Raw genomic sequence first — 19,013 nt, forward strand, 5'->3', positions numbered from 1 at the left:
TTATTTGGATAATCGTCTTATTATTTAGCTAAGAAGTTATTTATAAAATATTATTCTTGGGTGGATGCCAGATTGAGTTAATAAGATTTTGAGGAATATAATATGTGTGATCCGGTATTTTAATATCGGATTTTATGGCAAATGGTTTTTCAGGATTGTCGAAAGAATGTTCCGCAAATATAAAAGGATTAATATGTACTGTATTAAGTGAGTTATGAAAAGGCAAAGATGCGTGATTGTGATTTGCCTTTTTTTTCGTTTTATGCTCATTTTCGGAATAATGCAGTTTAAAAAAATCTTTTAAGTCAATGGATGTTTCTTCAGTGTGTTCGCAATAATGTTGGATTAAAAAAGGCAAGCGATATATTTCCTGCAAAACAGTATTAGTGAATCCTATTTGCAGGGACAGTAAAGTAACGACTATGATGGTCAAAAATTTCACGCCTCAAATTTAGCAATATTCCTTAAAATAGTAAATCACTATTTTAAGGTATTTACTTATAAGGTACCTCTTATTCCATTTTAGCGCCACTCGCTGCCAAATCGAAGCCACAAGCGACCACATGACAGAAAATCAATCATTTACAAGAACAACCTCTCTAATTTCGCTTCTCAAACTTTTAATTTTTAAAGATTATGCAACAAGAAGATGATTTAAGAGGACTTGCCAAAGTGATGGAGTTCATGAGGGCAATCAGTATTATTTTTGTAGTGATAAACATTTATTGGTTTTGCTATTACGCTTTGCGTGAATGGGGAATCAATATTTCGGTAGTTGATAAGATACTACTGAACTTTGACCGGACTGCCGGACTATTCGGTAGTATTCTTTATACCAAATTATTTGCCGTTGTTTTCCTTGCCCTTTCGTGTCTGGGAACTAAGGGAGTTAAAGAGGAAAAAATCACTTGGCCGAAAATCTATGTTTTTCTGACAATAGGTTTTATCCTGTTCTTTATGAATTGGTGGATACTTGAATTGCCATTACCTGCATCGGCTACAACAGGTTTTTACATCCTGACAATGGCAGCAGGTTATCTGTTCCTTTTGGTCGGTGGATTATGGATGAGCCGTTTACTCAAAAACAATATGTTCGACGACGTATTCAACACGGAGAACGAGAGTTTTATGCAGGAAACACGGCTATTACAGAGTGAATATTCCGTGAACCTGCCTACGAAATTCTGGTATAAGAAAAAAGAATGGCGGGGTTGGATAAACGTTGTAAATCCTTTTCGTGCAAGTATTGTGTTAGGAACTCCGGGCAGTGGGAAGTCATACGCTGTTGTTAATCAATACATTAAGCAACAAATTGAGAAAGGATTTTCAATGTACGTGTATGATTTTAAGTTTCCTGACCTTTCTACAATCGCTTATAATCATTTACTGAACAATCAATTAGGCTACAAAAAAGTCCCCACGTTTTACGTGATAAACTTCGACGATCCGAGCCGTTCACACCGATGTAATCCAATCAACCCTTCTTTCATGGAAGATATTAGCGATGCTTACGAATCGAGTTATACAATTATGCTTAACCTTAATAAAACATGGGTGCAAAAACAAGGCGACTTCTTTGTGGAATCTCCGATAATTCTGTTTGCTGCTATTATATGGTATCTCCGAATTTATAAAGACGGAAAATATTGCACATTCCCTCATGCGATAGAGTTCCTGAATAAAAGGTATGAAGATATTTTCCCTATTTTGACAAGTTATCCCGAACTGGAAAACTACCTAAGTCCCTTTATGGACGCGTGGCTTGGGGGCGCAATGGAACAGTTGCAGGGACAGATAGCAAGTGCTAAAATACCGCTTTCAAGAATGATTAGCCCGCAATTATACTGGGTAATGAGCGGTGATGAGTTCACGCTTGATATAAACAACCCTGATGATCCGAAGGTATTAGTCGTAGGCAATAACCCCGATAGGCAAAATATATACGGCGCAGCTTTGGGACTTTACAATTCCAGAATAGTTAAATTGATAAACAAAAAAGGGCAATTAAAGAGTTCGGTCGTAATCGACGAATTACCGACAATTTATTTCAAAGGTCTTGACAATTTGATCGCAACAGCCCGTAGTAATAAGGTTGCTGTGCTTTTGGGCTTTCAGGATTTTTCGCAGCTAATAAGGGACTACGGGGATAAGGAAGCAAAAGTTGTGATGAACACCGTAGGAAATGTTTTTAGCGGTCAGGTTGTGGGAGAAACTGCAAAAACATTATCCGATAGATTTGGTAAAGTCTTACAGAAACGCCAGTCTATGACTATTAACCGCAATGATAAATCGACCTCTATAAGTACCCAGATGGATAGCTTGATACCACCGTCCAAAATCAGTAACTTGACACAAGGGATGTTTGTCGGAGCGATTGCCGACAACTTTGATGAACGTATCGAGCAGAAAATTTTCCATTGTGAAATAGTTGTAGATAATGCAAAGGTAGCTGCCGAAACTAAGGCTTATCAATCTATTCCTATTATTACCGACTTTAAAGACGAAAACGGAGTAGATAAGATGAAAGAGCAGATACAGCTCAACTATAACCGTATCAAAGAGGAAACCAAACAAATTGTTGCAGAAGAACTACAACGCATTAAGGATGATCCTTCATTGGCTCATTTATTACAGCAACAAGAATAAATATACATATATATATAATGTAGGAGAGCCGGATTTCCGGCTCTTTGTTTTTCCTATAACGCCACTCACTGCCAAATCGAAGCCACAAGCGACCACCTGCCGAAAAATCAACAGCTAACCTCTTGATTACCGCTACTTTTATTCTGCATTAATAGTGATGCAGAACAAAAACAGTTTTTATTATGGATGAAAAATTAAATCCGAAAGACAAAGTTCTCCTGATGCGAGATGAAGGAGAAGGCAACAAACTCAAAGTCGTGAAAGGCATCGACAAAAAAGGTAAAATTGATGCCATTGATCCCATGAAGGCGAAGCAAACCGATTTTATCAAAATTGACAAACACGCCGATCCCCTTGAAAACTTTTTCAAAAACTTCTTTAATCAAGCTAAAAACCCGTCGCATACAGGATTCTATGCGGTTACCGTCGATATGCTTGATAAAGTATTAAAACTAAGTGATGAAGATTTGGAGAAGTATCGTATCAATCCGAAAGATTATATGAATCAGCAGGAACAATCCACCAAAGAGAGTGAAAAGCAAGTTCAAACCGAAAAAAAAGAAGAAAAAATGGAAGCAACACCAGCAACCGAACAGAAGACCGAATTTAAGCAATTCGACACAAGCCGTATCCCTGAAAGTGAATATCAGAAATACGGTATCAAGCCCGAAAATCTGGAGGGCGAACTCAAAGCCATGAGTTACGGGTATAAATCTCCGCACCTTGTAGATATCAACCCCAAAATAGAGGGAGTAGAATATCCCATGAAAGCCCGTCTTTCACTGGAGGAACAGCCGGATGGCAGCCTGAAATTTACCCCGCATCCATACCAACAGCAGGTTGATTTGGAAAAACCGTTTCAGGGCATTATGCTCCCCAATGACGTAAAAGAAAACCTGTTAGCAACGGGTAACAGTGGTAGGGTGGTAGAACTGGAGCCAAGACCGGGCGAAAAAGTACCGTCGCTTATTTCTATCGACAAGCAGACTAACCGTTTGGAAGCCGTACCCCTTGATAAGCTCACAGTATCTCAAAACCTGAAAGGTGTTGAGTTATCTCCTGAACAACAACAGGCATTAAAAGAAGGGAAAAAGGTACTCGTAGAGGGTATGACCTCCAAAAAGACAATAGGTACCGATAATCCTAAAAAATTCGATGCTTATGTTCAGTTTAATGCAGCCAAAGGCGGTTACGATTTCAATTATGACGGATTAGACCGCAATAAGTATCAGCAGAACAATAGACAGGAACAAAGCCAGAACGGAGAACAGCAGAACCAAGTCCGTATTCCTAAAAAACTTTTAGGCGTTGATTTGGACGATAAACAACAAAGTTCTCTCCGGGAAGGAAAAGCCGTCTATGTTCAGGGTATGATGAAAGACGGAAAGGGCGAGCCTTTCAATGCCTATGTAAAGGTCAATCAGGAAAAAGGCAAACTGGATTTCTTTAAGTGGAACCCGGACAGAGCCAAAAAGCAAGGTGCGGATGTGAAAGTTGCCGAAGGCAATAAGACACAGGTAGCAGTCAATTCACAGGGTAAAACCAATGAAGCAACCAAACATTCAAATGAACCCCTGAAACAAGGTCAGCAAAACCCGACCGAAAAGCAGCAAGAGCAGAAGCAGATTAGGAAACCTGTGAAAAAGTCCACAGGACATAAAATGTAATACCAACCACTAAAAAATCCAATAGTAAATGAAAGTAATAATTGCAGAAAAGCCAAGCGTAGCCCGTGATATAGCGGCTATCGTTGGTGCGGATAACCGCAAGGACGGTTATTTAGAAGGGAACGGATATTGTGTAACGTGGGCATTTGGCCACCTCATAGGACTGGCAATGCCGCAGGACTATGGTATTACAGGATTTCAGGCTGAAAACCTACCGATACTTCCTGCCGAATTTAAGTTATTGCCCCGTCAGGTAAAGGACGGTAAAGAATACAAACCTGATCCGGGCACAATGAAACAACTTAAAGTTATCAAAGAGTTATTTAATAAATGTGAGTGTATAGTGGTTGCGACCGATGCCGGAAGAGAAGGGGAGTTAATTTTCAGATATATATATAATTATCTGGAGTGTTCCCGCCCTTTCGACCGTCTTTGGATAAGCTCTCTCACGGATCAGGCTATCCGCAAAGGATTGGAGAACCTACGTCCGGGAAAAGAGTACGACAACCTGTATCGTTCGGCAAAAGCCCGGAGCCAAGCCGATTGGGTTGTCGGGATAAACGCTTCACAAGCCCTGTCAATATCAGCCGGGCACGGCGTATGGTCATTGGGAAGGGTGCAAACACCTACACTCGCCATGATATGCAGCCGTTATCTGGAAAACAAAGATTTCAAACCGCAAACCTATTTTCAGGTAAAATTGCACACAGTAAAAGATGCAACCCAGTTCGCCGCTATTTCCACAGAACGGTTTGGCACAAAGCAGGAGGCAGACGACATCTTAAACCGTGTCCGATCCGCCGAATCCGTAAACGTGATAAGCGTCGAAAAGAAAGAAGCCAATCAGGAACCTCCATTGCTGTACGATTTGACTACTTTGCAGAAAGAAGCGAACAGCCGCCATAGTTTTTCAGCAGATAAAACCCTGTCGGTAGGCCAGTCGCTTTACGAAGCGAAACTTATTTCCTATCCAAGAACGGGAAGCCGTTATATTTCCGATGATGTTTTTGCCGAGATACCCACCCTTATCGGTCAGTTATCCGGTTACGCTCCATTCGGCAACTATGCAAAAACAATGTCAGGGGCAAGCCTGAACAGGCGTTCTGTAAACGATAAGAAAGTAACAGACCACCATGCCCTGATTATCACTGAAAATATGCCGAAAGATATTTCAGCCGACCAACGTATCATATATGATATGATTGCTGCCCGTATGTTGGAAGCCTTTTCCGGCAAATGTACCAAAGAAAACACAAGCGTTTCTTTGGATGCTTCGGGCATTGCTTTTTCAGTCAAAGGTAGCATTATCCTTATTCCCGGTTGGCGTGCCGTATTGAACGCACCTGATGAAGAAAAAGGCGAAGACGATGCTCCGGCACTCCCGTCCCTGTCCGATGGCGATATACTTCCCATTAACGGAACGGATTTACTGAAGAAACAAACCAAGCCCCGCCCATTACATACGGAAAGTAGTTTATTATCTTCTATGGAAACCTGCGGTAAAGACCTTACGGACGAAACGGAACGGGAAGCGCTCAAAGAATCGGGTATCGGAACACCTGCCACCCGTGCCGCTATTATCGAAACGCTTTTCTCCCGTGAATATATTCAGCGTGAAAAGAAATCCCTTGTTCCTACCAATAAAGGATTGGTTGTCTATCTGGCTATCCGTGATAAAAAAATAGCGGACGTAGCTATGACCGGAGCATGGGAAAGCGCATTGAATAAAATAGCAACGGGAGAAATGGATGCCGATACCTTTCATCGAAGTATCGAAGTATATGCCGCACAGATTACCACCGAATTACTGGAGAAGAAAATCGAAGGCGGCAATACAAGAGAGAGCTGTCCATGTCCGAAATGTAAAAACGGTCAGGTAGTAATATTCCAAAAGGTTGCAAAATGTAACAATGAGGCTTGCGGACTGACAGTATTCCGGAATAAATCAGGAAAAGACCTGACGGACGGACAACTGAAAGACCTGCTAACCAAAGGCAAGACAGGTACTATCAAAGGCTTTAAGAGTAAAGAAAATAAGCCTTTTGATGCTGCCGTAGCTTTTGATGCAGAGTATAAAGCGATATTCCAATTTGATAATTCCAAAAAGAGGAAAAAGTAATGAAAATAAGTTTGTTATTAAATTTAGGACAGGCATTGACGAGAAATGCAAATCTGGATAAGCCGACTAAAATGCTATATTCTTTTATTGATTATTGTAAAAGTCATGATTTTCCATATCCTACTACTCCAAGAATCGGAGAATTTATTTCATTGGAAGAGTTCTTTATAGAATGGGCGAAATCACTTGATGACTGCGAATTAAATATGCTTGAAAATATTAATTCGCTAACCACGTGTATCGGTAAGGAAATTAAGGTTATCAATGTTATTCACAATGTAAATCGCTCAGTCCTGTACTGTTCTGACTTGTATAAATTGGAATAAAACAGCTATCTTTGCCACTAAGAAGTTCATATGTCACAGGTTTTAATGAGAAATTATTAAATCAGGTGCTATTGAATTTTTTAGTGGTGGCACTGGGGAGGGATACCCCGGTGCCTTTTGCTTATCCATACCAAAAGTTTTCCACTAAAAAATTCATAGTTATGAAATACAATTCAAATTTAGAGCCTGCGGAAATGTCGTACTTCCGGCTCAATCTACTTTCTTATTTACGTGATTCCCACCCCGACAAAGCAAATGACCTTTCATTTATTGCCGGACGTGGGGATATGGCAGCCGAAGCGTACAGCGAAGCAGTAAAAAGCGGTTTAGACCATATTCAAGCTGCCGAAATTGCAAACGAAGCCTTATTCAAAGGCTTACACTTTTCTCCTTATAATATAGTAGTTGAAATACTCTGGAATGAGTTTTTCGACGAAGTTTCTCCGGGTGATGCCCAGGCAAAGGCAAAGGAACTAATGCCCGAATGTCAGGCGGTATTTGCTAAATACAACCTTAGTGATGATTATGCCGAAACGACAGAGTACCAGTCGCTTTATACAGAGCTTGTCGGCACAATCCTGATACTGCTCGAAAATGAGTTACAATAAGCGAACTCATTTGCGTCAGAATATTGACGCAATAAAGTTAGCGTTAAGGCTCGACAAGGAACAAAAAAAGGCAACACCCGAAGAACGGGAAATACTCGCAAAATATTCAGGCTTCGGAGGGATTAAGGCAATCCTTAACCCTGCCGACAAACCCGAAGATATTGAGCGGTGGTCTAAATCCGAAGTCGAGCTTTTTCCGTTGGTGCAGGAACTCCACGAGGTACTCCGTGAAAGTTCTCCCACACCGGAAGTTTACAAACGCTATGTCAGCTCCCTGAAAAGTTCTATCCTTACGGCATTTTATACGCCGAAGCCTGTTATTGATGCGTTAGCGGATGCACTAAAGGATAACGGGATAACACCGACACGCTTTTTAGAACCCAGTGCCGGAACAGGTGCGTTTATTTCTTCTTTCAAAGATATTGCACCTGAAGCTAAAGTAACCAGTTTTGAAAAAGACCTGCTGACAGGTAAAATTCTATCGCACCTTTATCCTGATGATAAGGTACGGATTGAAGGTTACGAAAAAATGGAAGGACGCTATTCACAGCATTTTGATGTGATTGCATCCAATATCCCTTTTGGCGATGTTTCAGTATTCGATCCGCTACTTTCCAATCATGAAATACCCGCCGTCAAACAATCGACACAGGCGATACACAACTACTTTTTTGTAAAAAGTGTTATGTCGGCCAGAGAGGGCGGGTTAATCGCCTTTATTACCAGTCAGGGCGTACTTAATTCGGAACAGAACAAGCCGATACGGGAATACCTGATGAACACCTGCGATGTTGTTTCCGCTATCCGTTTGCCGAACAACCTCTTTTCCGACCATGCCGGAACTGATGTCGGCAGCGACCTGATTGTATTACAACGGAATAATAAAAATATAGTTCCAAGCCAACGACAGCAGGATTTTATCGAATCCCGCAAATTATCTAACGGCATATCTATTAATAACCTGTTCCGTGATTTCAACAGAGTAGTACAAACCCGTTCCAAAATCGACACCGATCCATACGGCAAACCTGCTATTGTTTTTACCCATGAAGGCGGTATTGAGGGAATAGCCACAGATTTGCGGCAAATGCTGAAAGATGATTTTTCAAAACATTTGGATTTGCAGCGTTACCAAAACTATGCACAGGAAAACCCGGCACAGTCGGTAACACAACAATCTCAATCTGCAAAATTGGATAACAGCAATCAGATAACCGAACAGGATATTCAGGAATTAAGTGATTACGCTTCTGAAATGGACAGAAAACTGTATGCCGAACGTCCGCCACAACCCGAAGATTTTGGAATTAAAGAAAAAAAGCAGAATGAAACAGAAGAAAGACAACCGGCTGCTCCAAATACTTTTAGAGGTACTCTTTTCGATATGGATGATCCTGCCATTAAAAAAGCGCCGACTACGGAGGCGAAACCCCAGTCCGTAACGCAAGAACCATTAATAACGCTCTATGACCTTTTCGGCTTTACCCAAGAGGAACGCAGTCAGGTAAACAAACCCAAAAAGAGAGGTAGAAAATCCAAATTACAGGCAAGCAAGTCAAAGGAACTGCCGTTTATGGACTGGCGGGAAGAAATGGCGCATAATGCAGCGCAGCAACGGGAAAAGCTACAACAGGAAAGCGTCGAGGCCTACCCCGTATTCGATGCCCGTCGGGAAGAACAGTTGGAACGGCTGAAAGAGGAAGCCGAACGGGAACAGCAGGAACGCATGAAACCTGTTCCTTTCCTATTGGAAGATATACCGTCCCATTACCGTGATGGCTCACTTGTTACCGACGAAAATAATCGTATCGGTTATTTGCGTGATTTGAATGGATTTCAGCCGATGTTCCATCCGCTTCAGCTCACCGGAACACAGCAGGCGAAAGCATCCCTTTATATTGAAATACGGGACACTTATCACCACCTGTACAGCAACGAAGCAACAAGGTTGGAAGCCAATCCTGCATTAAGGGAAATGCTTAACCGGCTGTATGATGATTTTACCCGCCGTTTCGGAAATATAAACGACGCAAAAAATCTTAGCCTTATAAAAATGGATGCCGGAGGAACGGAAATTCTTTCTCTGGAAAGGTATATCGATGGTAAAGCCGTCAAAGCAGATATATTTCAACAACCGGTTGCCTTTAATCCCAATGAGATTACCCATGCCGATAATGCACGGGAAGCCCTGACCGCTTCGCTCAATAAACATGCAACGGTAAACCTTGAATATATGGCAGGGCTTACAGGGGGGACTTCGGATGAAATACTGGAGGAACTCAAAGAGCAGGTATTTTTCAATCCAATGATAGGCTCTTATGAAATTAAAGACAAGTTCATAAGTGGTAATGTTATCTCCAAAGCGGAACACGTAGAGCGGTATATAGAAAACCACCCCGACAATGAAGCGGCAAAAGAATCATTAAAGGCTCTGAAAGAAGCAATACCCCGTCCGATAGCATTCGAAGATTTGGATTTTAATTTCGGAGAACGGTGGATACCGTCGGGCATTTACAGCAAATACGCTTCACATTTGTTTGATACGAATGTATCGGTGCATTATGCTCAAAGCCGTGATGAATACACGCTCAAAGCCGACAGCAAAAATATCAAGATATGGGATCAGTACGCTGTTAAGGCAACAAGCCGGACTTTCGACGGTATCGCCCTGATGAAACACGCCTTGCATAATACCTCTCCTGATATAACAAAGAAAGTCAATAAGTTGATTGACGGGGAAATAAAAGAGGTCAAGGTACGTGATTCCGAATCTATTCAACTCGCCAATTCCAAGATTGACGAGATACGGAACGGTTTCGTTGAATGGCTTAACGAACAATCACCGGAGTTCAAAGACCGACTGGCAGATAAATACAACCGTACATTTAATTGTTTCGTCCGTCCGGAGTATGACGGAAGCCACCAAGAGTTTCCGGGACTGGATCTGAAAGGCTTGGGTATTCCCGACCTATACAATAGCCAAAAGGATGCAATTTGGATGGATAAACTCAATGGCGGGGGTATTATCGACCACGAAGTCGGGGGCGGTAAAACCCTGATAATGTGTGTAAGCGCCTACGAGAAAAAACGTTTGGGATTGGTAAATAAACCGCTCATTATGGCGCTCAAAGCCAATGTTCATGAAATAGCCCAAACTTTCTGTACGGCTTACCCCAATGCAAAAGTGTTGTATCCGGGTAAAGAAGATTTCACCCCTGCTAAACGGGCGAAGATTTTCAACGAAATGAAGAATAACAACTGGGATGCAATCATTTTAACACACGAACAGTTTGGTATGATACCCCAGTCACCCGAAATTCAGCAACGGATATTACAGGCGGAACTCGATAGCGTAGAAGAAAATCTGGAAGTGTTACGGGCACAAGGAAAGGAGATTTCCCGTGCTATGGAAAAAGGTTTAGTTAAAAGACAATTAAACCTTGAAGCCAAATTGGAAAATATAACCTACCAGATTGAGAACCGCAAGGATGACACCGTAGATTTCCGTCTTATGGGTATCGACCACTTGTATGTTGATGAGAGCCACCGATTCAAGAACCTGACCTTTACAACCCGACACGACAGGGTTGCAGGTCTGGGTAATGCCGAAGGCTCACAACGTGCCTTGAATATGCTTTTTGCCCTGCGTACCATTCAGGACAGGACGGGAAAAGATTTGGGAGCCACTTTTCTTTCAGGCACAACCATTTCCAACAGTTTGACAGAGTTATACTTGCTTTTCAAGTATCTCCGGCCGAACGAACTGGAACGACAGGGTATTAATACATTCGATGCGTGGGCGGCAATCTTCGCCAAAAAGTCGATAGACTACGAATTTTCGGTAACGAATGAAATTGTGCAAAAAGAACGCTTTCGGTATTTTATCAAAGTACCCGAATTGGCAGCTTTTTATGCCGAAATAACAGACTATCGTTCTGCGGAGGATATTGGTATCGACCGCCCTGTAAAGAATGAAATTCTGCATAATATTCCACCAACACCCGACCAACAGGAGTTTATACAAAAGTTGGTAGAGTTCGCCAAAACAGGTAAAGGTGAAATATTAGGACGTGCGCCATTATCGGAAAGCGAAGAAAAAGCAAAAATGCTTATCGCTACCGATTACGCGCGAAAGATGTCCCTCGATATGCGACTGATTGATCCAGTTAAATATGGCGACCATGTGGACAACAAGGCTTCCCATGTGGCTAAAATGGTATCAGACTACTACACAAAATTCAAAGACCACAAAGCAACCCAGTTCGTTTTCTCCGATTTAGGCACTTACAAACCCGGAGAATGGAACCCATGCTCCGAGATAAAGCGTAAACTGGTGGATGACTATGGAATCCCGGCTCACGAAATACGCTTTATTCAGGAAGCCAAAACGGATAAGGCTCGTAAAACCATGATTAAGGATATGAACGAGGGTAAAATCCGTGTATTGTTCGGCTCTACCGAAATGTTGGGAACCGGAGTAAACGCCCAGAAACGATGCGTTGCAATCCACCATTTAGATGCGCCTTGGCGACCGTCAGACTTGGAACAGCGGGACGGTCGGGGCATTCGCAAGGGCAATGAAATTGCGAAGCTATATGCGGATAATAAAGTAGATGTACTTATCTATGCTGTGGAAAAATCGTTAGATGCGTACAAGTTCGGTTTACTTCACAACAAGCAGCTTTTCATTCGCCAGTTGAAAAATAATTCACTGGGTAGCCGTACTATCGACGAGGGAAGTATGGACGAAAAAGGCGGTATGAACTTCTCTGAATATGTGGCAATTCTTTCCGGCAATACCGAATTACTGGAGAAAGCACGATTGGAAAAGAAAATCGCTTCTTTGGAATCCGAACGACAGGCATTCATGCGTGGCAAGTCATCATCACGTTACAAATTGGAGGATATTATATCCAATGTAGAGCAAAACAACGGGTTTATTAGCCGTATATCCAAAGATATTGAAGCGTTTAACACCCGTGTTCAGCATCAGCCGGACGGTATTACCCGCCTGAATCCTGTTCAGTTAGACGGATTACAGGGCAGTAACCCAAAAGAAGTCGGGCTGAAGCTAAATGAAATAGCCGACAAAGCCCGCACACATGGAGCGCATGAGAAAATTGGTACACTTTACGGTTTTGATTTAATGGTAAAATCTGAAACCACTAATAAAGATGGCTTCGATGTTATACAAAATCGTTTCTTTATTAAGGGAGAGGGCAATATTCTCTACAATTATAATCACGGGGTAATGGCTACTGATCCGAAGACCGCAGCACAAAATTTCCTGAATGCACTCGATACCATGCCTAAACTTTTGGAGAAGTATCAAGCGGATAATGAGAAGTTGCAAAAGGATATACCTGTACTGAAAGAAGTAGTCGAAGGTACTTGGCGTAAGGAACCGGAACTGAAAACCCTGAAAGACGAGTTAATAAAGTTGGATAGGGAAATTCAGCTCTCACTTACTCCAATCAGTGAAACTGAAGGACAAGCGGAAACTGTACCTGATAAGACTGTTTCTACTACCAATCAGAACCAGTCGCAAGGCAAGACCGAAACATCGACTGTTCGGGATGCACCATTGCCAAATACTTTGCAGGGAGTTAAAGAAATAATGGGCGATAGGCTTGTTATTGCATCGGTGGGTGGTAGTCCGCCGAAAGTGGATAAAAAGGATTCTTCTAAAAATTTCAAACTGTAAAAATAAAGCCCGTGCCTGTCATCACGACGGTACGGGCTTTTGAATATAAATTCATAAAAACTATAAATATGGAAATAGTAATGCCCTCACGGGTTTTTCTTATTGTTGCCCCTTTTCTTGTTAAAGTTTTCCCTGATGAAAATATGAACATCACTTTCTTTGTAGTATGTCTTATGATAAACTGTCTGAAAAGGCAGTTCTCCGGTACTACGATAGCGTTGCAGGGTGCGTTTACTTACATTAAGCAACATGCACAAATCCTGATTATCAAGCAAAATTTCTCCATCTAACATATTCCTACGTTTACTCATTTTATCAAGTATTTTATCTATTTTGTCGAAGCGATCCATGATACGCTCCATCCATGCTTCAAAATTTTCTCTATCTATATACATAGTATTTCGTTTTTAGATGATATGCCCTATCATAAAGTAGTTTTGATTGGACGGATCTTTTATAATTATATCTTTCTCTCGCATATATTTAATATAGCTTTTGGCGGTACGTTCCTTTACATCCATTATCTGCTGTATGCGGTCGCATAGGTCTATATAGGTCAGATGCCTTTGTGAATCGAATATCTCACGGGCAACTGTCGCCAGTTCTTTCTCTTTCCTTTTTTCTTTTTCCTCTCGTGGTTTTTCTCCGATATATATGTGCATACCTAATTCTTTATCCCACGAAAACTGCATTAAAGGAACGTCGAGAGGACTGCCGTCCCTTACTTTGAGCGCCTTCACCACTGATATTGACGGATCGCTGTCAAGTTCTATACTAAGGATTGCAGCAGCTTTGCGTTGTAATTCCGAACCAAGATGCCCACGCAATTTCAAGCCATTGGGTACATAATGAAGCACACATATAATACAGGTACGGTATATTCCTGCCAACCTGTATAGTTCATCCATAATCCTGATGCTTTCAACTTCGTCATTTGCCGATGACACTAAATCTGCTATCCCGTCAATGACAACTAAGCGAATGCCCTCATATTCGTAATGGTACTTATCCATACTCTGAACAATAGCTTGTAACCGTTCTTTTCGGGACATTCCCGTAAGAGAAAAAGCCCGTAGTTCTTCCGGTTTTTCTTCCAGTTTAGCACGCTTTAAAAGATTTGATACATTTTTGAAAAGCTGTACTTCCGATTGTTCCGTATCATAGAGCAAAACCGCTTTATGGTCGGAATTATCCCGTACATCAACGCCTAACGTATCAATGGGACGATTGTCGTTTCTTATCGAACCTGCAATCAGGGCAGCAACATAGTTGCTTTTTCCTGTGCCTTCACCGCCAGTAATACAAAGTATGTTACCCTGTGTGCCCAGTGGTACGTCGCCGGCAGATATAACTTCTTCTGCTTTTGCCGGAGGATTGTTAAAATCAATTTCGCATGATTTCAGCATGGTCATTGTTTCATTATATAGGTTATCAAGAAAATCGAGAAATAATTGTCGGAACTCTTTCCGGCTATTACCCTTACTGAAATAGTCGGTAATATCTTTGTCCTTTTTTTCTCCCGAAAGTGGGAGTACAAGACGTTTAACACCATATTCGGACAATGCCTTTTCATGCTTCACCGCACTATCTGTTCCTGTTTTATCTGCATCATAGAGCAGTACAATATGTTTAAACCGGAATGTCAGTTTGTAGATGATCCCTGTCGGGATTATAGAGGTTTCACTATTAAAGCAGATAGCGTGGAATCCATGAGCGGCAAGTGTCATCACGTCTTTTTCTCCGCCGGTGATAAACAGCGTATCTCCTTTGGCGGGTAATTGCTCCAGTCCGAAACAGTAATTCTCCCCGATATTACCACCATATAAAAAACGGACTTCCGAAAACGGACGGTAAATCTTCACATACCGTTTACTCATATATCCGAAAATAGGCTCATTTTCTGATGAAGTATAGTAGAATGGTTTATTGTCTTTATTTTCGCTTCTAAATTCTTTCAGGGAAACTGTTTTGTAGTATTTCAATATTTCGGGCGTAATACCTGATTGCTTCCAAAAATCCAGTTCTTTTTGAGTGAATTTTTGTTGAATGATATTATACGGTTTGTTTTTGGGTAGTTCAGGCGTAGGCTGTTGTTTGTTCGATGTGATTGGCTGCGGAGTATGAGAGTAATCGGAATCACCCAGTCCTAATGCCATATCCCTGTTTATTGTCTTTAATATTTCGACAAAATCAGCTCCATTGCTACAATCCAAACCGTTCAATCTTCCAACGAAGAAAAAGCAATCGCCACTGTAATCGTCATTGCCGAAATCCTTAATTTTATAAACGCCATTACGACGGTCAAAATATACATTGCACGATGCTTTACGGTCTTCATACAAAGGATTAAGGAAATTACGTCCTGTTTTCCATTGGACTGGGATATAGTGTTTGAATACGTCCAAACCGTTATTCGTCCGTCTTAATAATTCGTCTTTGTTGAGCATGGAGTTTATGATTATTTATAAGGTCATTCATACATTCATCGGTGCTGCGGATTCTTTTCTCAGTAAGCATCCGTTTTATTTCAGCAATGGTATAATATGATTTGCCGGAGATAATGGAATAAGAAATCATCCGGTTACTTCGCAAACGTTGAAGTGTTCGTTCGCTGATTTTGAGAAAGGTGCAAACTTCGTAACTGTCCACCCACATTTCGTCCGGGTTGGTAGTATCATCATCCTGATGATCTATCACGAATTTCGCTATGGCATTAATTTTGGAAACTAATTCTTTGTATGCCTGTGATTCTATTGTAATGACATCCATAATTGCTACTTATTGAATTGATGCAAAGTTCGGAAGTTGCAAAAACGTAGAATGACAAGTTGCTATAACTATTTTTGAAATTTCATTCTAAATATCTAATAATCAGAATGTTTTAGTTTTGTTTTTTTAGGAATGTAAAGTGAGAATCTTTACATTGGGTATTTTTGGAAGAAAAAGACGTAAAAAAGCCCTGAAAATGATAGTTTTTCAGGGCTAAAAGAGGGAAAATCCGTTAAGATAAACTTTATATCATCTTTATATTGATTTTCTCATAACTTATTGATAATGAATTGATTTTTATAATTACTTCTGCTGTTTTTTTATTGACCACCTGACATTTTACCTGTTATCGTCATCATCCATTTTTTTGTTAAGGCTATCTCGCAATGAATCAAGATATAAAGTCCGGCTTTCTTTCCGGTTTCTGATATTCAAATAGATGCGGTAAAACTCTCCGGCATCGGTATTGAAAACATTACAGAAATAATCTATCAACTCTTTAATATCAATGTTTCCATAATTTATGCTTCCTTTTGCATATATAGCATAAATCAGTTCGACAAGTTCTGTTTTAGTTCCTGTCCAAGTATGTTTTATACGGGGAAATTTAGAGTTATCCATTTCGTTTTCAGGATGTTTTTCCAGTTTATTTAATTCAGCATTGAGATAAATACGGAGCATCTCATTGGCTAATATTTTAGAAACTTTGTAATCAAAACTGGTAGAAAAATTATTATCCCTTTCAAAGTAGAAGCAATCTACATTAAGTTCAATATTCGGCTCTACCCGAAGAAAATAATAACGGTCAAGATGAGTCTTCTCTGTCCTGTAATACTGGTAGAAATCTAAGTTTTTATCAAAATAATCTTTTATCCTGTCTAATTCCCTTATTATATAATTTTTCTGTGCCGTATCACTTCCAGTCGGTCGATTAGTTTCTATCTTATAAATCTCCGAGTAATAGATTAATTTGCTGAAAAGTTGGGGTTTGTACTCTTTAAAAAAACATATTTCTTCATCATCACTTTTGAACTTATAATCGTTCAGTTTCATCTTTAGCTGTTGCATAATTCCTTTTAGCAACAAAACTGCTTTTTTAGCTTTTCTTAAAGAGGCTTCTTCTTCCAGTTCAATAGCTTCAAGCTGATCATTCACTTTTTCGATTATAGTATTGACGTGTTTATTCATAAGGCTATATTTTAGGTACAAACCCCAACAGGGCATAATTAAAATTTCATTTTCAAAATCCTAATAGCGTTCAATATCGCCAATAACGATACCCCAACATCAGCAAATACCGCTTCCCATAAGGTTGCAACACCTCCTGCACCCAAAATCAACACAATGAGCTTTACACCAAAAGCCAGACTTATATTCTGTATAACAATTCGGCGTGTAGCTTTGCCTATTGTTATAGCCGTTGCTATCCGGCTCGGTTGGTCTGTCTGAATAATAACGTCTGCCGTTTCTATGGCAACGTCGCTACCCAGTCCACCCATTGCAATGCCTACGTCGCTCATGGCAAGAACAGGCGCATCGTTTATCCCATCGCCTACAAAAGCAATGTTATTACCCGGATCGGACTTCAACTGCTCTACATACTCAACCTTTCCTTCGGGCAGCAGATCGCCATGCGCTTGCGTAACGTTCAACTCTGTGGCAAGCTGCGAAACGATGGCCTGTTTATCTCCTGACAGCATTACAATATTCTTAATTCCTAACTCACGCAAAGCGTTCACGGCTGTAGCTGCATCCTCTTTCGGAGCATCGGCTACCAGAATATATCCGGAATAGATGCCATTGATAGCGCAAACAACAATCGTTTCGGGTATAGTCGCTATTTCCGGCGGGAACTCTACATTGTTTTTTATCAATAATTTAGGATTACCCACAAGAACTATTTTACCATTGATAGAAGCCTGTAAGCCGTGCCCTGCGATTTCATTCACAATCTCCGGCTTAATTACTTCGATATTCTGCTCTTTTGCATATTCCACAATAGCTTTCGCTATGGGATGCGTACTTTGCGTTTCAACCGAAGCCACTAAATTCACAAGGTCTGTTTCGAGCAGAAAATCTGCCGGAACAATCTTTTGTACCTTGAAAACTCCCTGTGTCAGTGTTCCGGTTTTATCCATCACCACCGTATTTACTTTGGTAATGGCTTCCAAATAGTTGCTTCCTTTAAATAGTATTCCTTTACGGCTTGCCGCCCCGATACCACCAAAGTAGCCCAACGGTATGCTGATAACCAAAGCACACGGGCAGGAAATAACGAGGAATACCAATCCACGATAAACCCAGTCGTACAACACAAAATTGAATGCCGGATTAATAGCAGAGTATGCCAGTGGTAATAACACTATAAGCGCAGCCAGTGCCACCACTATCGGAGTATAGATGCGGGCAAATTTGCGTATGAACTGTTCTGCGGGTGCCTTTTTTTCTGTGGCGTTCTGAACAAGGTCAAGAATACGAGCCAAAGCACTCATACCAAATGGTTTCGTTACTTCAATTCTTGAAACATTGTCGGTAAGTATCATACCTGCAAATACGTCCTCATTTTTCCGTATCGTTCTGGGAACACTCTCTCCAGTTAATGCCGAAGTATTAAAAGATGCCGATTCATTCAGTAAAATTCCGTCAAGAGGCACTCTTTCGCCTACCTTGACTTCCACAATATCACCTACATTTACATTCTCCGGCGACATTATTTCAGTTTTATCCATCTTAATAACTGTCGCTGTTTCTGGTCGGACATCAAGTAATGCACTAATGCTCCTTTTTGCACGGTTTACCGCTGCATCCTGAAAGAGTTCGCCTACGGCATAGAACAGCATTACTGCAACGCCTTCGGGGTATTCTCCGATAAAGAACGCCCCGATGGTAGCTATACTCATCAATGTAAACTCGCTGAATACGTCTTTCTGGCGAATGGCTTCCCATGCTTCTTTTATCACCGGTAAGCCTACCGGAATATAAGCGATGATATACCATGCGAGTTGTACCCACTTATCGGCAAAGAACGAAAGCCCGACAGCGGAAAAGATGATGCCTGCAATCAGCATCACAAAGGAGATAGCCGCCCGGATGTAACCTCTTTTCTGTGAGGTATCCATTTCCTGTTTGGTCTTGTCTATAACACAAGCCCCATCATTGCAATTTCCCATAATT

12 protein-coding genes are annotated in these 19,013 nt (G+C 41.1%); 6 read left to right on the forward strand and 6 right to left on the reverse strand.

Going from position 1 to position 19,013, the window contains the following annotated elements; genetic code table 11:
- Nucleotides 1–40 precede the first annotated feature (40 nt).
- Nucleotides 41–442 (reverse strand): hypothetical protein, encoded by a 402-nt coding sequence (locus M2132_RS07080; protein WP_280698238.1) that lies wholly within the window; start codon nt 440–442, stop codon nt 41–43.
- A gap of 194 nt (nt 443–636) precedes the next feature.
- Here M2132_RS07080 and mobC point away from each other — a divergent pair, with 194 nt between their 5' ends.
- The 6 genes from mobC to M2132_RS07110 all read left to right on the forward strand — a co-directional run bounded on the left by mobC (nt 637) and on the right by M2132_RS07110 (nt 13,070).
- Nucleotides 637–2,646 carry a conjugal transfer protein MobC gene (gene mobC, locus M2132_RS07085; protein ID WP_185154804.1) on the forward strand — a complete coding sequence of 670 codons (2,010 nt, stop codon included), beginning with the start codon at nt 637–639 and terminating at the stop codon, nt 2,644–2,646.
- A gap of 182 nt (nt 2,647–2,828) precedes the next feature.
- Nucleotides 2,829–4,313, forward strand: a complete 1,485-nt coding sequence (locus tag M2132_RS07090) for a DUF3945 domain-containing protein (RefSeq protein ID WP_129733333.1) — start codon at nt 2,829–2,831, stop codon at nt 4,311–4,313.
- A 28-nt stretch (nt 4,314–4,341) separates the two neighbouring features.
- Complete coding sequence (locus tag M2132_RS07095; protein ID WP_280672683.1) at nt 4,342–6,432, forward strand: type IA DNA topoisomerase; 2,091 nt, start codon at nt 4,342–4,344, stop codon at nt 6,430–6,432.
- A complete protein-coding gene (locus M2132_RS07100) occupies nt 6,432–6,758 on the forward strand; it encodes a hypothetical protein (RefSeq protein ID WP_280672684.1) in 327 nt (108 codons plus the stop codon). Before M2132_RS07095 ends, M2132_RS07100 begins: the two co-directional genes overlap by 1 nt.
- Before the next feature lie 161 nt (nt 6,759–6,919).
- A complete protein-coding gene (locus tag M2132_RS07105) occupies nt 6,920–7,366 on the forward strand; it encodes a DUF1896 family protein (RefSeq protein ID WP_280672685.1) in 447 nt (148 codons plus the stop codon).
- On the forward strand, nt 7,353–13,070 hold the full coding sequence (locus M2132_RS07110; RefSeq protein ID WP_280672686.1) for an N-6 DNA methylase: 5,718 nt from the start codon (nt 7,353–7,355) through the stop codon (nt 13,068–13,070). Before M2132_RS07105 ends, M2132_RS07110 begins: the two co-directional genes overlap by 14 nt.
- Before the next feature lie 86 nt (nt 13,071–13,156).
- On the opposite strand, the gene M2132_RS07115 is transcribed toward M2132_RS07110, so the two are convergent.
- The 5 genes from M2132_RS07115 to M2132_RS07135 all read right to left on the reverse strand — a co-directional run bounded on the left by M2132_RS07115 (nt 13,157) and on the right by M2132_RS07135 (nt 19,009).
- Nucleotides 13,157–13,465 carry a helix-turn-helix domain-containing protein gene (locus M2132_RS07115; protein WP_129733338.1) on the reverse strand — a complete coding sequence of 103 codons (309 nt, stop codon included), beginning with the start codon at nt 13,463–13,465 and terminating at the stop codon, nt 13,157–13,159.
- A gap of 12 nt (nt 13,466–13,477) precedes the next feature.
- The gene (locus M2132_RS07120; RefSeq protein WP_163176179.1) at nt 13,478–15,517 is read right to left on the reverse strand and encodes an AAA family ATPase; all 2,040 of its coding nucleotides are present in this window, start codon (nt 15,515–15,517) and stop codon (nt 13,478–13,480) included.
- Complete coding sequence (locus M2132_RS07125; RefSeq protein WP_129733340.1) at nt 15,480–15,839, reverse strand: helix-turn-helix domain-containing protein; 360 nt, start codon at nt 15,837–15,839, stop codon at nt 15,480–15,482. Before M2132_RS07125 ends, M2132_RS07120 begins: the two co-directional genes overlap by 38 nt.
- 339 nt (nt 15,840–16,178) lie before the next feature.
- Entirely contained in the window at nt 16,179–17,027 is an 849-nt protein-coding gene (locus M2132_RS07130; protein WP_163176180.1) for an RteC domain-containing protein, read from the reverse strand.
- 38 nt (nt 17,028–17,065) lie between these two features.
- Nucleotides 17,066–19,009, reverse strand: coding sequence for a heavy metal translocating P-type ATPase (locus M2132_RS07135; RefSeq protein WP_129733342.1), 1,944 nt, complete (start codon nt 19,007–19,009; stop codon nt 17,066–17,068).
- Nucleotides 19,010–19,013: the final 4 nt, after the last annotated feature.

The sequence above is a fragment of the Dysgonomonas sp. PH5-45 genome (assembly GCF_029893235.1).
GTDB lineage: Bacteria > Bacteroidota > Bacteroidia > Bacteroidales > Dysgonomonadaceae > UBA1309.